Raw genomic sequence first — 21586 nt, 5'->3', positions numbered from 1 at the left:
TCGTCCAACGATAAGGTCGTTGCGGCACTGCGGGCGTCTCTGAAGGAGACCGAGCGCCTGCGCAAGCAGAACCAGCAACTCGCGGCCGCGGCCCGCGAACCCATCGCGATCGTGTCGATGAGCTGCCGGTACCCCGGCGGCGTCAGCTCGCCGGAAGACCTGTGGCACCTGGTGTCCACCGGTGGCGACGCCATCTCGGCGTTGCCCGCCGACCGAGGCTGGCTCGACGACGACCTGACGTTCGGCGTCAGCGGCGGCGGGTTCCTGCACGACGCCGCCGAGTTCGACCCGGCCTTCTTCGGCATCTCGCCGCGCGAGGCCCTGGCCATGGACCCCCAGCAGCGCCTGCTGCTGGAGACCTCGTGGGAGGCCGTGGAACGGGCGGGCATCGACCCGAGGTCGTTGCGCGGCAGCCACACCGGTGTGTTCGTCGGCGGCAGCGCCACCGGCTACGGCACCGGCCTCGAGGAGGTGCCCGAAGGCCTCGAAGGCCACCTGCTGACCGGCAGCACGCCCAGCGTGATGTCCGGCCGGGTCGCCTACACGCTCGGCTTCGAGGGCCCCGCGGTCACCATCGACACGGCGTGCTCCTCCTCGCTGGTCGCCATCCACCTCGCGGCGCAGGCGCTGCGCAACGGCGAGTGCTCGCTGGCGCTCGCCGGTGGCGTCATGGTCATGGCGAACCCCTCGGTGTTCGCCGAGTTCGACAAGCAGGGCGGCCTGTCGGGAGACGGGCGCTGCAAGGCGTTCTCCGCCTCCGCCGACGGCACCGGCTGGTCCGAGGGCGCCGGCGTCCTGTTGCTGGAGAGGCTTTCCGACGCCCAGCGCAACGGTCACCAGATCCTCGCCGTGGTGCGCGGATCCGCGATCAACCAGGACGGCGCGTCCAACGGTCTCACCGCCCCGAACGGCCCGGCGCAGCAGCGGGTCATCCGCCAGGCGCTCTCCGGTGCGAAGCTCACGCCGTCCGAGGTGGACGTCGTCGAGGCGCACGGCACCGGCACCCGGCTCGGTGACCCGATCGAGGCGCAGGCGATCCTCTCGACCTACGGCCAGGACCGAGAACGCCCGTTGCTGCTGGGCTCGCTGAAGTCCAACATCGGCCACTCGCAGGCCGCCGCCGGTGTCGGTGGCGTGATCAAGATGGTCATGGCCATCCGGCACGGCATCGCCCCGCGCACGTTGCACGTCACCGAGCCGACCCCGCAGGTCGACTGGGAGGCGGGTGACGTCGAACTGCTCGTGCGGGAACAGGCCTGGCCCGAGACCGGCCGGCCGCGCCGTGGCGCCGTGTCCTCGTTCGGGGTCAGCGGCACCAACGCGCACACGATCATCGAGCAGGCCCCCGAGTCCGAAGAGGACACTCGCGAGTCGCCGCGGAACGTCGGCGTGCTGCCGTGGGTGCTGTCCGCGCGCACCGCGGAGGCGTTGCGCGCCCAGGCCGCCGGGCTGCAGAGCGTCGGCGGCGACCCGGTGGACGTCGGTTTCTCGCTGGCCACCACCCGCACGCCGTTCGAGCACCGCGCCGTCGTCCTCGGTGACGTCGAGACCGGTGTCGCCGCATTGGCCGGTGGAGAGCGCGCCGAGCACGTCGTGTCCGGCCGGACGGTCGAGGGCCGCACGGCCTTCCTGTTCACCGGTCAGGGCAGCCAGCGCGCCGGCATGGGTCGTGAGCTGTACTACGCGTTCCCGTTGTACGCCAAGGCGTTTGACGAGGTTGCCGCGTTGGTTGACGTGCGGGACGAGGAACTGGACCGCACGGAGTTCACGCAGCCTGCGATCTTCGCGCTGGAAGTGGCTCTGTACCGGCTGGTCGAGTCGTGGGGTGTCCGTCCGGACTTCCTGGCGGGCCACTCGATCGGCGAGATCGCCGCAGCCCACGTGGCCGGTGTGTTGTCGCTGGAAGACGCGGCGACGTTGATCAGTGCTCGGGCTCGTCTGATGCAGGCGCTGCCCGAGGGTGGCGCGATGGTGGCTTTGCAGGCCACCGAAGAAGAGGTCACGCCTCACCTCACCGAGCTGGTGTCGATCGCCGCGATCAACGGCCCGCAGTCGGTCGTGGTCGCGGGTGACGAGGCCGCGGTCGAGCAGGTTGTCGCGCAGTTCGCGGACCGGAAGTCGAAGCGCCTCAGCGTGTCGCATGCTTTCCACTCGCCGTTGATGGACCCGATGCTGGACGACTTCCGCGCTGTGGTGTCGAAGCTGACGTTCAGCGCGCCGAAGATCGCAATGCTCGGTGACGTGACGAACCCCGAGTACTGGGTGCGCCACGTGCGGGATGCGGTGCGGTTCGCCGATGCCGTGACCTCCCTGGAGGCCCAGGGCGTGCGGACGTTCCTGGAGATCGGCCCTGACGGCGTGCTGACCGCGATGGGCCAGGAGTCCGTCACCGAGGCCGTGCTGGTGGCGGGGCAGCGCAAGGGTCGTGACGAGGTCGCCACGATCGTCCGCGCGGTCGCCGAGCTGCACGTGCGCGGGGTGAAGGTCGACTGGTCGGCGTTCTTCGTGCACGCGCGGCCGGTGGCCCTGCCGACCTACCCGTTCCAGCGCGAGCACTTCTGGCTAGAGGTGGGCTCGTCGAGCGCGGCCGCCACCGGTGGTGGCGAGGACTCCGAGTTCTGGGCCGCGGTGGAGAGCGGCGACCTGGAGTCGCTGGGCGACTCGCTGTCGCTCGGGCAGGACGCGCTGGAGGCGCTCGCCGAGTGGCGGCGCAAGAGCAGGACGAGCAACAAGGTGGACGCGTGGCGCTACCGCGTCTCGTGGCTGCCGCTGACGAACCTCGGCGCCGCCACGGCGTCGGGACGATGGCTGGTGCTCGGCACCGGCCACGACGAGATCGCCGCCGGCCTGACCGAGCGCGGCGTCGAGGTCGTTCGGGTCGCCTACGACGCCGACCGGGAGACCCTCGCCGCGACGCTGCGGGACGTCGGCGCGGTCGACGGGGTGCTGTCGCTGGTGGCCCTGACGGAGCCCGCGACCTCGACGCTCGTCGTGGTGCAGGCCCTGGGCGACGCGGAGATCACGGCCCCGCTGTGGGTCACGACCCGCGGCGCGGTGTCGACCGGCCGGTCCGACGGCGTGGTCGACCCGGCGCAGACCCAGGTGTGGGGCATCGGCTACGTGGTGGGTCTGGAGCACGCCGACCGCTGGGGCGGCGTCGTGGACCTGCCGGAGGTGCTGGACAAGCGGGCGCTGGACCGCTTCGCGGCCGTGCTGGCCGGAACCGAGGACCAGGTCGCCGTGCGCGGTTCCGGTGTCTTCGGCCGCAGGCTCGGTCACGCCCCGCTGACTTCGGAGGGATCGGAATGGACGCCGAACGGCACGACCATCGTCACTGGTGGTACCGGGTCACTGGGTGGGCGTGTAGCTCGCTGGCTTGCTGGTTCTGGCTGTGACCATCTAGTCCTGACCTCCCGTCGAGGTCCGGACGCGCCCGGCGCGGCCGAACTCCAGGCGGAGCTGGAAGAACTCGGCGCTCGGGTCTCGATCGTCGCGTGCGACGTGGCGGACCGCGACGCGGTCGCCGCCCTGCTCGCCGAGTACCCGCCGGACGCCGTGGTGCACGCGGCGGGCGCCGACTACCTGATGGCGATCGAGGACCACGGCCTCGCCGAGTTCGACGAGGTGTTGCGCGGCAAGGTTTCCGGCGCCGTCCACCTGGACGAGCTGCTCGGCGACGTGAGCGCGTTCGTGGTGTTCTCGTCGATCGCCGGTACCTGGGGTTCCGGCGGACAGGCCGCGTACTCGGCGGCCAGCGCGTTCCTCGACGGTCTGGCCGAGTCGCGCCGGGCCCGCGGCCTGGTCGCGACGTCGGTGTCGTGGGGCCCGTGGGCCGAGAGCGGCATGGCGACGGTCGGCGACACCGAGGAGCACCTGCGCAAGCGCGGTCTCACCTCGATGGCGCCGGAACTCGCGATCACCGCGCTGGAACGGGCGATCCGCTCCGGCGAAACGGCCGTGACCGTGGTCGACATGGACTGGGCGAAGTTCACGCCCGCGTTCACGATGGCCCGCCCGAGCCCGTTGATCGGTGATCTCCCCGAGGTCCGCGCGGCGCTCGAAGCCGACGCGCCCGCGCCTGCCACCGGCGATTCCGAGCTGGTGCGCAAGCTGGCCGGGCTCACCGAGTCCGAGCAGCGCGACGCCGTGGTCGAGCTGGTCCGCACGCACACCGCGGCCGTGCTGGCGTACTCGTCGGCCGACGCGATCGAGACCGGGCGCGCGTTCCGCGAACTGGGCTTCGACTCGCTCACCGCGGTCGACCTGCGCAACCGGCTCACCGCCGACACCGGTCTGCGGCTGCCCGCGACGCTGGTGTTCGACTACCCGAACGCCGCCGTGCTGGCCGCGTTCCTGCACGCCGAACTCGTTGGCGCGCAGACCGAAACCGAGGCCACCACGGTCTCCTCGCACGACGGCGAGCCCATCGCCATCGTCGCGATGAGCTGCCGCTACGCCGGTGATGTCATGTCGCCGGAGGACCTGTGGAAGCTCGTCGCCACCGGCACCGACGCGGTCTCCGGCATGCCGACCGACCGCGGCTGGGACCTGGAGGCGTTGTACGACCCCGATCCCACTCGCCAGGGCACCTCCTACGCCCGCGAGGGCGGCTTCCTGCACGACGCGCCGATGTTCGACCCCACGTTCTTCGGGATCTCGCCGCGCGAGGCGACCGCGATGGACCCGCAGCAGCGACTGCTGCTGGAGACCTCGTGGGAAGCCTTCGAACGCGCCGGGATCGACCCGAACTCGTTGCGCGGCAGCCGGACCGGTGTGTTCGCCGGTACCAACAACCACGACTACCTCCAGCTGCTGGAGGAGGTGCCGGACGGCCTCGAAGGCCACCTCGGCACCGGCAACGCGGCCAGCATCGTGTCCGGTCGCGTGTCCTACACGTTCGGCCTCGAAGGGCCGGCCGTCACGGTCGACACCGCGTGCTCCTCGTCGTTGGTGGCGCTGCACCTCGCCGTGCAGGCGTTGCGCGCCGGTGACTGCGACCTGGCGCTCGCCGGTGGTGTCACGGTGATGGCGACGCCCGGCACGTTCATCGACTTCTCCCGCCAGCGCGGCCTCGCGGTCGACGGGCGCTGCAAGGCGTTCGCCGACGCGGCCGACGGCACCGGCTGGGGCGAGGGCGTCGGCATGCTGCTCGTCGAGCGGCTGTCCGACGCGCAGCGCAACGGCCACCAGGTGCTGGCGGTCGTCCGCGGCACCGCGGTCAACCAGGACGGCGCGTCCAACGGGCTCACCGCGCCGAACGGCCCGTCCCAGCAGCGGGTCATCCGGCACGCGCTCGGCAACGCCGGCCTCGCACCGTCCGAAGTGGACGTCGTCGAGGCGCACGGCACGGGTACCGCTCTGGGTGACCCGATCGAGGCGCAGGCGATCCTGTCGACCTACGGCCAGGACCGCGAACGCCCGCTGCTGCTCGGTTCGCTGAAGTCCAACATCGGCCACACGCAGTCGGCGTCCGGCGTCGGCGGCGTGATCAAGATGGTCATGGCGATGCAGCACGGCCTGGTGCCGCAGACGCTGCACGTCGACGAGCCGTCGGCGCAGGTCGACTGGTCGGCCGGTGCGGTCGAACTGGTGACCTCGCCCGTCGAGTGGCCTGCGACCGGGCGTCCGCGCCGGGCCGCCGTGTCGTCGTTCGGGTTCAGCGGCACCAACGCGCACGCCGTGATCGAGCAGGCGCCCGCGGTCGAGGTCTCGCAGGTCGAGCGCACGCCGCTGCCCGCCGTGCCGGTCGTGCTGTCCGGCCGGACCGCCGCCGCACTGCGGGCGCAGGCCGCCCGGCTCCAGTCCGGTGTGGACGGTGCCGACCTGACCGACCTCGCCTTCTCGCTCGCCACCTCCCGCGCTCAGCTGGAGCACCGCGCGACCGTGGTCGCCCGCGACCACTCCGAGCTGCTCGCCGGTCTGGCCGACGTGGCCGCCGGTCGCGGTGAGCGCGGCATGCCGGGTGAGGGCCGCACGGCCTTCCTCTTCACCGGGCAGGGCAGCCAGCGCCTCGGCATGGGTCGCGAGCTCTACGAAGCCTTCCCGGCGTTCGCGGACGCGTTCGACGCCGTTTGCGCTCAGCTCGACGGTCTGCTGGACCGCCCGTTGCGCGAGGTCGTGTTCGGTGACGCCGAAGCGCTCGACCAGACCGGCTACACGCAGCCCGCGATCTTCGCGATCGAGGTCGCGTTGTTCCGGACCTTGCAGGCGTGGGGCATCAAGCCGGACTTCCTGGCCGGGCACTCGATCGGTGAGATCGCCGCGGCTCACGTGGCCGGGGTGCTGTCGCTGGAAGACGCTGCCAAGCTGGTTGCCGCGCGTGGCCGTCTGATGCAGGCGCTGCCGACTGGCGGCGCGATGGTGGCTTTGCAGGCCACCGAGGACGAGGTCACGCCTCATCTCAATGACCTGGTGTCGCTGGCCGCGATCAACGGGCCCTCGTCCGTGGTCGTCGCTGGTGACGAAGAGGCTGTGCAGCAGGTTGTCGCGCAGTTCGCGGACCGGAAGTCCAAGCGGCTCAGCGTGTCGCATGCGTTCCATTCGCCGTTGATGGAGCCGATGCTCGACGACTTCCGGGCCGTGGTCTCGAAGCTGACGTTCAGCGCGCCGAGGATCGCGATGCTCGGTGACGTGACGGACCCGGAGTACTGGGTGAGCCACGTCCGCGGCACGGTCCGGTTCGCCGAGGCCGTCACCACCCTGGAGGGTCGGGGCGTCCGGACCTTCGTGGAGCTGGGCCCGGACGGCGTGCTCACCGCGATGGGTGCCGAGAGCGTCACGGACGCGGTGCTGGTCAGCGCGCTGCGCAAGGACCGCGACGAGGTGCCGACGATCCTGCGGGCCCTCGGCGTCCTGCACAACCGCGGTGTCGCGGTCGACTGGGCGGCGTTCTACGAGGGCACCGGCGCGCAGCGCGTCGACCTGCCCACCTACGCGTTCCAGCGCGAACGCTTCTGGTTCGACGTCACGCCCGCGAAGGCCAAGGACACCTCGGCCTACCGCGTCGCGTGGCAGCAGGCCGTCAATCCCGGCACCGCCATGGCCTACGGCCGCTGGCTCGTCGTCGGGGACGCGGAGATCGCGACCGGACTCGCCGACCGAGGCGTCCACGTCGTTGCGATCGACGACGTGGCTGACCTGCCGAACGAGGAGTTCGACGGTGTCCTCTCGGCGGCGGGCGTCGAGTCGGCGCTGCTGCTGGTGCAGCGCACGACCGCACCGCTGTGGTGCGTCACCCGCGGCGCGGAGTCCACTCCGGACGCCGCGCAGGTCTGGGGCTTCGGCCGGGTCGCCGCGCTGGAGCACCCCGACCGCTGGGGTGGCCTGATCGACCTGCCCGACCTGCCCGACGTGCTCGACGGCCCGGCGCTCGATCGGCTCGCCACCGTGCTCACCGGCGCCGAAGACCAGGTTTCCATCCGTGACAACGGGATCTACGTCCGTCGTCTCAAGCACGCTTCCGTCGAGGCCGGCACGTGGGCGCCGCGCGGCACCGTGCTCGTCACCGGTGGCACCGGCACGCTCGGCGGGCACGTCGCCCGCTGGCTCGCCGCCGAGGGCGCCGAACACCTCGTGCTGACGTCACGTCGTGGCGAGGACGCGCCCGGTGCGGCCGCTCTCCAGGCCGAGCTCGGCGACCGGGTCACCATCGTCGCGTGCGACGTGACCGACCGGGCCGCGATGTCCGCGCTGGTCGAGGAGTTCGCGCCGAACTCCGTGCTGCACCTGGCCGGCATCGGCCAGGACAGCGCGCTCGCCGACACCGACGCCGCGCTGCTCGACGAGGTCCGCTCGGCCCGCGTCGAGGGCGCCAGGCTGCTGGACGAGCTGGTCGGCGACGTGGACGCGTTCGTGCTGTTCTCGTCGACCTCCGGCGTGTGGGGTGCGGGCCGCCAGTGCGGTTACGCGGCCGGTGACGCGTTCCTGGACGCGCTGGCCGAGTCCCGCCGCGCCCGTGGCCTCGCCGCCCTGTCGATCTCGTGGGGCCCCTGGGCCACCTCGAACGTCGAGTGGGCGGACCTGTTGCGGCGTCAGGGTGTCATGCCCCTGGCCCCCAAGACGGCCCTCACCGCGTTGCGCAACGCCCTGGCCTGGAAGCTGACCTCGCTCGTCGTGGCGGACGTCGACTGGGCGCGGTTCGCCCCGGCGTTCACCGCGACCCGGCCGAGCCCGCTGCTCGGCGACCTGCCCGAGGTCGTGGCCGCGCTCAAGCCCGCGACCGAGGACGACGCGGCGGCGTCCGAACTGGTCGTGCGCCTGCGCGGACTCTCTGCGGCCGAACAGGAATCGACCCTGGTCGACCTGGTGCTCACCGAGGTCGCCGCCGTGCTCGGCTACGCGTCCGCGGACTCGATCGAACCCGGTCTCGCCTTCCGCGACCTGGGCTTCGACTCGCTGACCGCCGTCGAACTGCGCACCAGGCTGGCCGAGGCCACCGGACTCCGGCTGCCCGCCACCCTCGTGTTCGACTACCCCAACCTGGCCACGCTGGCCACGCACCTGCGCGACGAGCTCCTCGGCACCGAGGCCGACGGCGCGATCGTCGCCGCGCAGGGCTTGCTGTCCGACGAGCCGATCGCCATCGTGGGCATGGGCTGCCGCCTGCCCGGTGACGTCTGGACGCCGGAAGACCTGTGGCGCCTGGTGTCCACCGGCAGCGACGCCGTCGGCGGCTGGCCCACGGACCGAGGCTGGGACCTCGAGAACCTGTACGACCCGGACCCCGACCACGAGGGCACCTCGTACGCCCGCGAAGGCGGGTTCCTCTACCAGGCCGGTGAGTTCGACGCCGGCTTCTTCGGGATCAACCCGCGTGAAGCGCTGGCGATGGACCCGCAGCAGCGCATGCTGCTGGAGACGTCGTGGGAGGCCGTCGAGCGGGCCGGCATCGACCCGGAATCGTTGCGTGGCAGCCGGACCGGTGTGTTCACCGGTACGAACGGGCAGGACTACGCGGCGGCGACCTTTGAGCTGCCGCCGGGCATCGAGGGTTACCTCGGTACGGGTGTCGCGGCCAGTGTCGTGTCGGGCCGCATCTCTTACGCGCTTGGCCTGGAAGGTCCGGCGGTCACGGTCGACACCGCGTGCTCGGCGTCGTTGGTGGCGATTCACCTTGCGGTGCAGGCACTGCGGGCCGGTGAGTGTGATCTGGCGCTGGCCGGTGGTGCGTCGATGATGTCGACGCCGGGCGCGTTCATCGACTTCTCCCGTCAGCGCGGTCTCGCGGTCGACGGTCGCTGCAAGTCCTTCGCGGCCGCCGCCGACGGCACCGGCTGGGGCGAGGGCGTCGGCATCCTGCTCGTCGAGCGGCTGTCGGACGCGCAGGCCAACGGGCACCAGGTGCTCGCGGTCATCCGCGGCTCCGCCGTGAACCAGGACGGCGCGTCCAACGGCCTCACCGCGCCCAACGGCCCGTCGCAGCAGCGAGTCATCCGCCAGGCGCTGGCCAACGCCGGTCTGTCCACTTCGGACGTCGACCTGGTCGAGGCGCACGGCACCGGCACCAAGCTCGGTGACCCGATCGAGGCGCAGGCGCTGCTCTCGACCTACGGCCGGGACCGTGACGTCCCGTTGTACCTGGGTTCGCTGAAGTCCAACATCGGTCACACGCAGGCCGCCGCCGGTGTCTCCGGTGTCATCAAGATGGTGATGGCGCTGCGGAACGGCGTGCTGCCGAAGACACTGCACGTCGACGAGCCGTCGCCGCACATCGACTGGACCTCCGGCTCGGTGGAGCTGCTGACGGAGAACCAGGACTGGCCGGAGACCGGCCGTCCGCGCCGCGCGGCCGTCTCGGCGTTCGGCATGAGCGGCACCAACGCCCACCTGATCGTCGAGCAGGCCCCGCCGGTGCAGACCGCGACCGTCGAGGCGACCCGGACCGTGCCGATGGTTCCGGTCGTGCTGTCGGCGAAGTCCGCCGAGGCGCTGAAGGGCCAGGCGGCGGCGCTGCTCGCGGGCGTGGACGAGGCGTGGTCGCTGACCGACGTCGCGCACTCCGCCCTGCTGCGCACCCCGATGCCGCACCGGGCGGCCGTAGTCGCCGCCGACCACGACGACCTGGTCCGCGGCCTCACCGCCGTCGCCGCCGGGCACGGGCTCGGCACGACGGCCGACGGCAAGCTGGCCTTCCTCTTCACCGGGCAGGGCAGCCAGCGGGTCGGCATGGGTCGCGAGCTGTACGACGCGTTCCCCGTGTATGCCAAGGCTTTTGACGAGGTCGCGGCGTTGGTTGACGTGCGGGACGAGGAACTGGACCGCACGGAGTTCACCCAGCCCGCGATCTTCGCACTCGAGGTCGCGCTCTACCGCCTGGTCGAGTCGTGGGGTGTCCGTCCGGACTACCTTGCGGGCCACTCGATCGGTGAGATCGCGGCCGCGCACGTCTCCGGTGTGCTGTCGCTCGAAGACGCTGCCACGTTGATCAGTGCTCGGGCCCGCCTGATGCAGGCACTGCCCGAGGGCGGCGCGATGATCGCGTTGCAGGCCAACGAGGCCGAGGTCACGCCACACCTGGGTGACCTGGTCTCGCTCGCGGCCGTCAACGGGCCCGACGCCGTGGTCGTCGCCGGTGAGGAAGCCGCCGTCGAGCAGGTCGTCGCGCAGTTCGCGGACCGCAAGTCCAAGCGACTGGCCGTCTCGCACGCGTTCCACTCGCCGTTGATGGACCCGATGCTCGACGACTTCCGGGCCGTGGTCTCGGAGTTGACGTTCAACGAGCCCAAGATCGCGATGCTGGGCGAGGTGACGGACCCGGAGTACTGGGTGAGCCACGTCCGCAACGCCGTCCGGTTCGCCGACGCCGTGCAGACCCTCGCCGACGAGGGGGTGCGAACGTTCCTCGAACTGGGCCCGGACGCCGTGCTGGCCGCGATGGCCGAGGTGCCGGTGATCCCTGCCCTGCGCAAGGACCGGTCCGAGGTCCTCGGCGTCACCACCGCGCTCGGCGCCCTGCACACCGCCGGTGTGCGGGTCGACTGGGACGCGTTCTTCGCCGGTACCGGCGCCCGCCGCGTCGACCTGCCGACCTACGCGTTCCAGCGGCAGAAGTTCTGGCTGGAGTCGACCGGGTTCCCCGCCCTCGAAGGCGGTGCGGACTCCGCCGAGCTCAAGTTCTGGGAGGCCGTCGAACGGGAGGACTTCAGCCTGGTCGGCAGCACCCTCGCGCTGGACGAGGACGAGCTGGGCGTGGTCCTGCCCGCGCTGTCGTCCTGGCGCAAGGCCCGCCGGGCCAACAACAAGATCGACAGCTGGCGTTACCGCGCCTCCTGGCTGCCGCTGACCGACCTGGGCGCGTCGACGTTGACGGGCCGCTGGGCGGTCGTGGTGCCGGAAGGCTTTGCGGCAGAGGAGATCACCGCCGGGCTGGCGGCTCGCGGTGCTGAGGTCGTCACGGTCGCGAGCGCCGACCGCGCCACGCTGAACGCGGCGTTCGCCGAACTCGGCCAGTTCGAAGGCGTGCTGGCGCTCACCGGGCTCACCGCGTCCGTCGAGGTCGTGCAGGCGCTCGGCGACGCGGGTGTCGCGGCGCCGCTCTGGATCGCGACGCGCGGCGCGGTGTCGACCGGCCGGTCCGACGGCGTGGTCGACCCGGCGCAGACCGGCATATGGGGCATGGGTTACGTGGTCGGCCTGGAGCACCCCGAACGCTGGGGTGGCCTCGTCGACCTGCCCGAGACGCTCGACGCACGGGTGCTGGACCGGCTCGTGAGTGTCCTCAACGGACTGGAGGACCAGGTCGCGGTCCGCGCCTCCGGCGTCTTCGGTCGCCGACTGGTGCACGCCCCGTTGGGCGACAAGCTGTCCGACTGGTCGCCGCGCGGCACGGTCCTCGTCACCGGTGGTACCGGTGCGCTGGGTGGCCGCGTTGCCCGCTGGCTGGCGGAGAACGGCGCTGAGCACCTGGTGCTGACGTCCCGACGCGGTCTGGCCGCGCCGGGTGCGGCGGAACTCCAGACAGAGCTGGAAGAACTCGGTGCGCGCGTCACGATCGCCGCGTGCGACGTGGCGGACCGCGACGCGGTGACCAGCCTCGTCACGGAGTTCCCGCCGAACGCCGTGGTGCACGCCGCCGGTGCCGACCACACGATGGCCCTGGCGGACCACGACCTGCCGACGTTCGAGGACGTGCTGCGGGCCAAGGTGTCCGGTGCCGTGCTGCTGGACGAGGTGCTGGGCGAGCTGGACGCGTTCGTCGTGTTCTCGTCGATCGCCGGTACCTGGGGTTCCGGTGGGCAGGCCGCGTACTCGGCGGCCAGCGCGTTCCTGGACGGTCTGGCCGAGTCGCGCCGTGCTCGCGGCCTGGTCGCGACCTCCGTCTCGTGGGGTCCGTGGGCCGAGGCCGGCATGGCGACGGTCGGCGACACCGAGGAGCACCTGCGCAAGCGCGGCCTGATCTCGATGCCGCCCGCCATGACGCTCGCCGCGCTGCAGCGGGCGATCCGCTCCGGCGAGCCGACCGTGACCGTCGTGAACATGGAGTGGGAGAAGTTCACGCCCGCGTTCACGCTGGCCCGCCCGAGCCCGTTCATCTCCGACCTGCCGGAGGTGCGTGCCGCGCTGGCCGACGAGGGCGGCACCGAGGCGGACTCGGAGCTGGCCCGCAGCCTGGTGGCGCTCTCCGAGCAGGAGCAGCACTCGTTGCTGGTGGACCTGGTCCGCACGCAGGTCTCCTCCGTGCTCGGCCACTCCTCGGTCGACGCGGTCGAGAAGGACAGGGCGTTCCAGGAGCTGGGCTTCGACTCGCTCACGGCGGTCGAGCTGCGCAACACGCTGACCACGGCGACGGGCTTGAAGCTGCCGGCGACCCTGGTGTTCGACTACCCGAACGCCGTCACACTGGCAGGCCACCTGCGCACCGAACTCCTCGGTGCGGCAACGCAGGTCGCCGAGGTCTCGACCGTCGCGGCGAACAACGACGAGCCGATCGCCATCGTCGCGATGAGCTGCCGGTACGCGGGCGACGTGGCGTCCCCGGAGGACCTGTGGCGGATGGTCCTGGCCGGCGAGGACGCAATCAGCGGGTTCCCGACCGACCGGGGCTGGGACCTGGCGAACCTGTACCACCCCGACCCCGACCACCAGGGCACGTCCTACGCCCGCGAGGGTGCGTTCCTGCACGACGCGGCCAAGTTCGACCCGACGTTCTTCGGGATCTCGCCGCGTGAGGCGACCGCGATGGACCCGCAGCAGCGCTTGCTGCTGGAGACCTCGTGGGAGGCCTTCGAACGCGCCGGGATCGACCCCGCGGTGGTGCGCGGCAGCCAGACCGGTGTGTTCGTGGGCAGCAACGGTCAGGACTACCTGGCGTTGCTGGAAGAGATCCCGGAGGGCGTCGAGGGTCACCTCGGCACTGGCAACGCGGCCGCGATCGCGTCCGGCCGCATCTCCTACACGTTCGGGCTGGAGGGCCCGGCCGTCACCGTCGACACCGCGTGCTCGTCTTCGCTGGTGGCGCTGCACATGGCGGTGCAGTCGCTGCGGTCCGGCGAGTGCGATCTGGCGCTGGCCGGTGGTGTCACGATCATGTCCACGCCGGGCACGTTCATCGACTTCTCGCGTCAGCGCGGGCTCGCGGTCGACGGTCGCTGCAAGTCGTTCGCGGCCGCCGCCGACGGCACGGGCTGGGGTGAGGGTGTCGGCATGCTGCTCGTCGAGCGGCTGTCGGACGCCCAGCGCAACGGCCACGAGATCCTCGCCGTGGTGCGGGGTTCCGCGATCAACCAGGACGGTGCGTCCAACGGTCTGACCGCCCCGAACGGTCCGGCGCAGCAGCGGGTGATCCGCAAGGCACTCGCCAGCGCCGGTCTGTCCACTTCGGACGTCGACGTGGTCGAGGCGCACGGCACGGGCACGTCGTTGGGCGACCCGATCGAGGCTCAGGCACTTCTCGCCACCTACGGCCAGGACCGGGAGACCCCGCTGCTGCTGGGTTCGGTCAAGTCGAACATCGGTCACACCCAGGCCGCGGCCGGTGTCGGCGGCATCATCAAGATGGTCATGGCCATGCGGCACGGCCTGGTGCCGAAGACGCTGCACGTGGACGAGCCGTCGCCCGCGATCGACTGGGCGGCCGGTGCGGTCCAGCTGGTGAGGTCGCAGGTGGCGTGGCCGGAGACCGGGCGTCCGCGCCGGGCCGCGGTGTCGTCGTTCGGCGTCAGCGGCACGAACGCGCACACGATCATCGAGCAGGCACCGTTCGCCGAGGTCCCGGCCGCCGCGCGGGTCGCCCCGCCGGTCGTGCCGTTCGTGGTGTCGGCGAAGACCGCGGCCGCGTTGGCGGAGCAGGCCTCCAGGCTGACGGATCTGCTCCTCCAGTCCGATGTGGACACCGTGGACGTGGCCTACTCGCTGGCCACCACCCGCGCCTCTCTGGCGCACCGGCTGGTCGTCGCCGCGGAGGACCGCGGCGCGGCGATCGAGGCCCTCTCGGCGGCGAGCCGGGGCGGTTCGGGCAGCACCCTGATCGACGCGCCACTGGCGTTCCTGTTCACCGGACAGGGCAGCCAGCGGGTCGGCATGGGGCGTGAGCTGTACGAAGCGTTCCCGGTGTTCGCGGATGCGTTCGACGCGGTGTGTGCGCAGCTCGACGGTCTGCTCGACCGGCCGTTGCGCGAGGTCGTGTTCGGTGACGCCGAAGCGCTCGACCGCACGGAGTACACGCAGCCCGCGTTGTTCGCGATCGAGGTGGCGCTGTTCCGGACCGTCGAGGCGTGGGGTGTGCGGCCGGACTTCCTGGCCGGGCACTCCATCGGCGAGATCGCCGCGGCCCACGTGGCCGGGGTGCTGTCGCTGGAAGACGCCGCCAAGCTGGTCGCCGCTCGTGGCCGGTTGATGCAGGCCCTTCCGGCCGGTGGCGCGATGGTTGCGTTGCAGGCCACCGAGGACGAGGTCACGCCTCACCTCACCGACCTGGTGTCGATCGCCGCGATCAACGGCCCCAACGCCGTGGTCGTCGCGGGTGACGAAGAGGCTGTGCAGCAGGTGGTCGCGCAGTTCGGCGACCGGAAGTCCAAGCGCCTCACGGTTTCGCACGCTTTCCACTCGCCGTTGATGGACCCGATGCTGGACGACTTCCGCGAGGTCGTCGGACAGCTCACGTTCAACGCTCCGAAGATTCCGATGCTGGGCGAGGTGACGGACCCGGAGTACTGGGTGCGCCACGTGCGCGGCACGGTCCGGTTCGCCGAGACCGTCACGACGCTGGAAGGCCGTGGCGTCCGGACGTTCCTGGAGCTGGGCCCCGACGGCGTGCTCACCGCGATGGGCGCCGAGAGCGTTACGGACGCGGTGCTGGTCAGCGCGCTGCGCAAGGACCGCGACGAGGTCACCACGCTGGTGAAGGCGCTCGGCGCCGTGCACGTGCGGGGTGTCCGGGTCGACTGGGCCGCGTACTTCGCGAAGTCGGGCGCTCAGCGCGTCGACCTGCCGACCTACGCGTTCCAGCGGGACCGCTACTGGCTGGTCGACGGCGAGCCGGTCGCCCAGGCCGACGACCGCGGCCGCTACCGGATCGACTGGCGGTCCGTCCAGACGGGCACGGCCATCGCGTCCGGCCGCTGGCTGGTCACCGACCCGGAGCTCGCGGCCGGTCTGGCCGAGCGCGGTGTCGACGTGGTCGAGGAAGGCCCGTTCGACGGCGTGCTCGTCGTGAGCAACGACGTCGCCGAGACGCTGGAGCTCGTGAAGTCCCACGGCGACGCCAAGATCTGGGTCGCCACCCGAGGCGCGGTCGCCACCGGCCCCGCCGACGCCGTCGCCGACCCGCTGGCCGCCCAGGTCTGGGGCCTCGGTCGCGTGGTCGCGCTGGAGCAGCCGGAGAACTGGGGCGGGCTGATCGACCTGCCGGAGACGGTGGACGTCCGGGCACTGGACCGGATCGCCGCGCTCCTCGCGGGCACGGAGGACCAGGTCGCCGTGCGCGGCTCGGCCGTCTACGCCCGCCGGCTCGTGACGGCTCCGGCCGGCGCGGGTACCGACTGGACCCCGCGCGGCACGGTGCTCGTCACCGGCGGCACGGGCGCCATCGGCCGCCACCTCACCGCCTGGCTCACCGAGGCCGGGGCGGAGAAGGTGGTCGTGATCGGCCGCAGCGGCGGCGAGGTGCCGGGCGCCACGGTCGTCGCGTGCGACGTGACCGACCGCGACGCGCTGGCCGCCGTCGTCGCCGAGTACCCGCCGAACGCGGTGGTGCACCTGGCGGGCGCCGGTCAGGACAACCCGGTGGCGGACACCGATCTCGAGGAACTGGCCTACGTCATGGCCGCCCGCGTCGAAGGCGCGGCGAACCTGGACGCACTGGTCGGCGAGGTCGACGCGTTCGTGCTGTTCTCGTCCACCGCGGGCGTCTGGGGCTCCGGCCGCCAGGGTGCGTACGCCGCGTCGGACGCCTACCTGGACGCGCTGGCCGAACGCCGGCACGCCGCCGGGCTGGCCGCCACGTCGATCGCCTGGGGCCCGTGGGCCGAGGGCGCGATGACCGAGGAGGGCCGCGAAGCACTGCGGCGCAGGGGTTTGTTCGCCCTGACGCCGGAGACCGCGATCCCGGCGCTGCGCCGGGCCGTCGGACTCGGCGAGCCCACCGTGGTCGTCGCCGACGTCGACTGGGCGCGGTTCGCCCCGGCGTTCACCGCCGCACGGCCGAGCCCGCTGCTCGGGTCGCTGCCGGAGGTGGCGAAGGCGCTGGAGCCGGTGGCCGAGACCGCGGTGAGCGACTCGCCGCTCGCGGCCAGGCTCACCGGCCTGCCCGAGGCCGACCAGCTGTCCGCTCTCGTCGAACTCGTCCGGGTCGAGGTCGCTGACGTGCTCGGCTACGCCGCGCCGCACGCGATCGAGCTCGGCACCGCGTTCCGGGAACTGGGTTTCGACTCGCTGACCGCCGTGGAGCTGCGCGGCAAGCTGAACGACGTCACTGGGTTGCGCCTGCCCGCCACGCTGGTGTTCGACTACCCGAATCTGGCCACGCTCGCCGCGTTCCTGCGCGAGGAGCTGGTCGGCGGCCGCGAGGACGTGGTCGTGCAGACCGCGACCCGCGCCGGGTTCGACGAGCCGATCGCCATCGTCGGCATGGGTCTGCGACTGCCCGGCGGCATCGAGACGCCGGAACAGCTGTGGGAGCTGGTCACGTCCGGTCGCGACGCGATCTCGGACTTCCCGACCAACCGCGGCTGGGACGTGGAGGGCCTGTACGACCCGGACCCCGACCACGAGGGCACGACCTACGTGACGCGCGGCGGGTTCCTGCACGACGCGGGTGAGTTCGACCCGGCGTTCTTCGGGATCAACCCGCGCGAGGCACTGGCGATGGACCCGCAGCAGCGCATGCTGCTGGAGACGTCGTGGGAGGCCATGGAACGGGCCGGCATCGACCCCGAGTCGTTGCGCGGCAGCAGGACCGGTGTCTTCACCGGCACGAACGGCCAGGACTACGCGATGCAGACCTACGAGCTGCCGGCCGGCATCGAGGGCTACCTCGGCACCGGACTCGCGGCCAGTGTCGTCTCCGGCCGCCTGTCCTACACGTTCGGGCTGGAAGGCCCGGCGGTCACGGTCGACACCGCGTGCTCGGCGTCGCTCGTGGCGATTCACCTCGCGGTGCAGGCGTTGCGGGCCGGTGAGTGCGAACTGGCGCTGGCCGGTGGCGCGTCGATGATGTCGACGCCGGGTGCGTTCATCGACTTCTCCCGCCAGCGCGGCCTCTCGGTCGACGGCACGTGCAAGTCCTTCGCCGCGGCGGCGGACGGCACGGCGTGGGGTGAAGGTGTCGGCATGCTCGTGGTCGAGCGGCTCTCCGACGCCCAGCGCAACGGTCACCAGGTGCTCGCGGTGATCCGCGGTTCCGCGGTGAACCAGGACGGTGCGTCCAACGGCCTCACCGCGCCCAACGGCCCGTCGCAGCAACGCGTGATCCGGCAGGCGCTGGCGGCCGCTGGTCTGTCCACTTCGGACGTCGATCTGGTCGAGGCGCACGGCACCGGCACCAAGCTCGGCGACCCGATCGAGGCGCAGGCGATCCTGTCCACCTACGGCCAGGACCGCGAACGCCCCCTGCTGCTCGGCTCGCTGAAGTCCAACATCGGCCACGCCCAGGCCGCGTCCGGTGTCGCCGGCGTCATCAAGACGGTGCTGGCGTTGCAGCACGGCCTTGCGCCGCAGACGCTGCACGTGGACGAGCCGTCGCCGCAGATCGACTGGACCTCCGGGTCCGTGGAGCTGCTCACGCAGGCCAAGGCGTGGCCCGAGACGGGCCGCCCGCGGCGCGCGGCGATCTCCTCGTTCGGCATGAGCGGCACCAACGCGCACGCCATCATCGAGCAGGCACCCGTCACCGACGTCGTGGTGCCCGCCAAGGACCGGGAGCTCCCGGTCATCCCGATGATCGTCGCCGCCCGCGGCGAGCAGGCGTTGCGCGAGCAGGCTCAGCAGCTGCGCGAGCACCTGGCGTCCGGTGCGAACCCGGCGGACGTCGCGTTCTCGCTGGCCACCACCAGGTCCGGGTTCAGCCACCGCGCGGTGGTCGTGGCCGCGGACACCGACGGTCTCGTTCGTGCGCTTGACGGCGTCGAGACCGGGGACGTCGTGGCCGAGGGCAGGCTCGCGATCCTCTTCACGGGGCAGGGCAGCCAGCGTTCTGGCATGGGCCGCGAGCTGTACGAGGCGTTCCCGTTGTACGCCAAGGCGTTCGACGAGATCGCCGCGCTGGTGGACGTCCGCGACGACGAGCTGGACCGCACCGAGTTCACCCAGCCCGCGATCTTCGCGATGGAGGTCGCGCTCTACCGGCTCGTCGAGTCGTGGGGTGTGCGGCCGGACTTCCTCGGCGGCCACTCGATCGGCGAGATCGCGGCGGCCCACGTTTCCGGCGTGCTTTCGCTGGCCGACGCCGCGAAGCTGGTGGGGGAGCGGGGCAAGTTGATGCAGGCCCTGCCCGAGGGCGGCGCGATGGTCGCGTTGCAGGCCACCGAGGACGAGGTCACGCTTCACCTCACCGACCTGGTGTCGATCGCGGCGATCAACGGACCGAACGCCGTGGTCGTCGCTGGTGAGGAAGCCGCTGTGCAGCAGGTCGTCGCGCAGTTCGCGGACCGGAAGTCCAAGCGGCTCAGCGTTTCGCACGCGTTCCACTCGCCGTTGATGGAGCCGATGCTCGACGACTTCCGCGAGGTGGTCGGCGGGCTGACGTTCAACGCTCCGAAGATTCCGATGCTGGGCGACGTGACGGACCCGGAGTACTGGGTGCGGCACGTGCGGGACGCGGTGCGGTTCGCCGACACCGTGACCACCCTGGAGTCGTCGGGCGTGCGGACGTTCCTGGAGCTGGGCCCGGACGGCGTGCTGACCGCGATGGGCGCCGAGAGCGTCACGGACGCCGTGCTCGTGGCCGGGCAGCGCAAGGACCGTTCCGAGGTCACCACGCTGGTGCAGGCCGTCGGCCGGCTCCACGCGCGGGGCGTCGCGGTCGACTGGGCGAAGTTCTTCGCGGGCACCGGGGTGCGGCGCGTCGACCTGCCCACGTACCCGTTCCAGCACCAGCACCTCTGGCTCGACTCGCAGCCGTGGCCGACCAGCTCGGCGTCCGCCGAGGTGGCGGAGATCGACGCCCGCTTCTGGGCCGCGGTCGACAGCGAGGACCTGGCGTCGCTCGACGCCGGGATCGACCTGAGCCAGCCGCTCGGCGAGGTGCTGCCCGCGCTGGCGCAGTGGCGCCGCAAGCACAACGAGCAGGCCACGATGGACGGCTGGCGCTACCACGTCGAGTGGAAGTCCCTGCCGCAGAACAAGGTGCGCGCCGAGGGCCGTTGGCTCGCGGTCGTGCCGGGCGACACCGCGCACCCGCTGCTCGCCGGGCTCGAAGCCCGCGGCGTGGAGGTCGTGTCGGTGGCGTGGGCGGACGACCGGGCCGCGCTGGCCACGGCGTTCGAGAAGGCCGTCGTGGACGGACCGGTGGCCGGTGTGCTCGCGCTGTCCACCGAGGTCACGTCCGTCGTGCTGGCCGTGCAGGCACTGGGTGACGCCGGTGTCGAGGCCCCGCTGTGGGTCGCGACGCGTGGTGCGGTGTCGACCGGCAAGTCCGACGGTCTGGTGGACCCGGCCCAGTCGACGATCTGGGGCGCCGGGTACGTGGCCGCGCTGGAGCACCCCGAACGCTGGGGTGGCCTGGTCGACCTGCCCGAGACGCTCGACGACCGCGCGTTCGACCGGATCGCGGGTGTGCTGGCGGGCGGTGAGGACCAGGTCGCGGTCAGGGCCTCGGGTGTGTTCGGCCGCAGGCTGGTGCACGCGCCGCAGACGGAGAAGCTGTCCGACTGGTCGCCGCGCGGCACGGTCCTGGTCACCGGTGGTACCGGTGCGCTCGGTGGCCGGGTCGCCCGCTGGCTGGCCGAGAACGGTGCCGAGCATCTGGTGCTGACGTCCCGACGCGGTCTGGCCGCGCCGGGTGCGGCAGAGCTCCAGGCGGAGCTGGAAGAACTCGGCGCGCGGGTCACGATCGCCGCGTGCGACGTGTCCGACCGGGACGCGGTGAGCGGTCTGGTCACCGAGTTCCCGCCGAACGCCGTGGTGCACGCGGCGGGTGCCGACCACTACCAGGCCATCGACGACCACGACCTCGGGACGTTCGAGGACGTGCTGGCGGCGAAGGTGTCCGGTGCGGTCGTGCTGGACGAACTGCTGGGTGAGCTGGACGCGTTCGTCGTGTTCTCCTCGATCGCCGGCACGTGGGGCAGTGGTGGCCAGTCCGCGTACTCGGCGGCCAGCGCGTTCCTCGACGGTCTGGCTGCGTCCAGGCGGGCTCGTGGCCTGGTCGCGACGTCCGTGTCGTGGGGCCCGTGGGCCGAGGCCGGCATGGCCACGGTCGGGGACACCGAGGAGCACCTGCGCCGTCGTGGCCTGATCGCGATGCCGCCCGCGCTGACGCTGGCCGCGCTGGAACGGGCCATCCGCTCCAGCAGGCCGACGGTGACCGTGGTGAACGTCGAGTGGGAGAAGTTCGCGCCCGCGTTCACGATGGCCCGCACCAGCCCACTGCTCGGCGACCTGCCGGAGGTGGAGAAGGCGCTGGCCGAGGACGAGGTCGTCGAGACCGAGTCCGGGCTGAGCGCCCAGCTGGCCGCCCTGTCCGAGCCGGAGCAGCACGCGGTGCTGGTCGACCTGGTGCGGACGAGGGTCGCGGCGGTGCTCGGCCACGACTCGGCCGACGCGGTCGCGAAGGACCGGGCGTTCCAGGAGCTGGGCTTCGACTCGCTGACCGCGGTCGAGCTGCGCAACAACCTCACCGCCGCCACGGGCCTGAAGCTGCCCGCGACGCTGGTGTTCGACCACCCCAGCGCCGAACACTTGGCGAAGTTCCTGCACTCCCAGCTCGTGGTCGGCGGCGCGACGGTGCCGGTGCTCGACGAGCTGGACCGGCTGGAGGCCGTGCTCGCCAGTGCGACGCCCGACACCCTTACCCGGACGAAGATCACCATCAAGCTCCAGGCGCTGGTCTCGCAGTGGGGCTCGGCCAAGGGTGAGGCGGCGGCGAGCCTCGACGACGCCTCGGACGACGACCTGTTCGCGCTGATCAACGAGGAGCTCGGCAGGTAGCCGC

At 72.0% G+C, this 21586-nt stretch carries 1 pseudogene; it reads left to right on the top strand.

Features of this window, described 5'->3' with window-relative positions:
• Nucleotides 1-9: 9 nt before the first annotated feature.
• Nucleotides 10-21582, top strand: a pseudogene (locus JNUCC0626_RS14805) (type I polyketide synthase); the annotation flags it as partial.
• Between the last annotated feature and the right edge of the window lie 4 nt (nucleotides 21583-21586).

The sequence above is a fragment of the Lentzea sp. JNUCC 0626 genome, assembly GCF_043632865.1.
Classification (GTDB): domain Bacteria; phylum Actinomycetota; class Actinomycetes; order Mycobacteriales; family Pseudonocardiaceae; genus Lentzea.
This window is presented reverse-complemented; position numbering and strand designations above follow the sequence as displayed.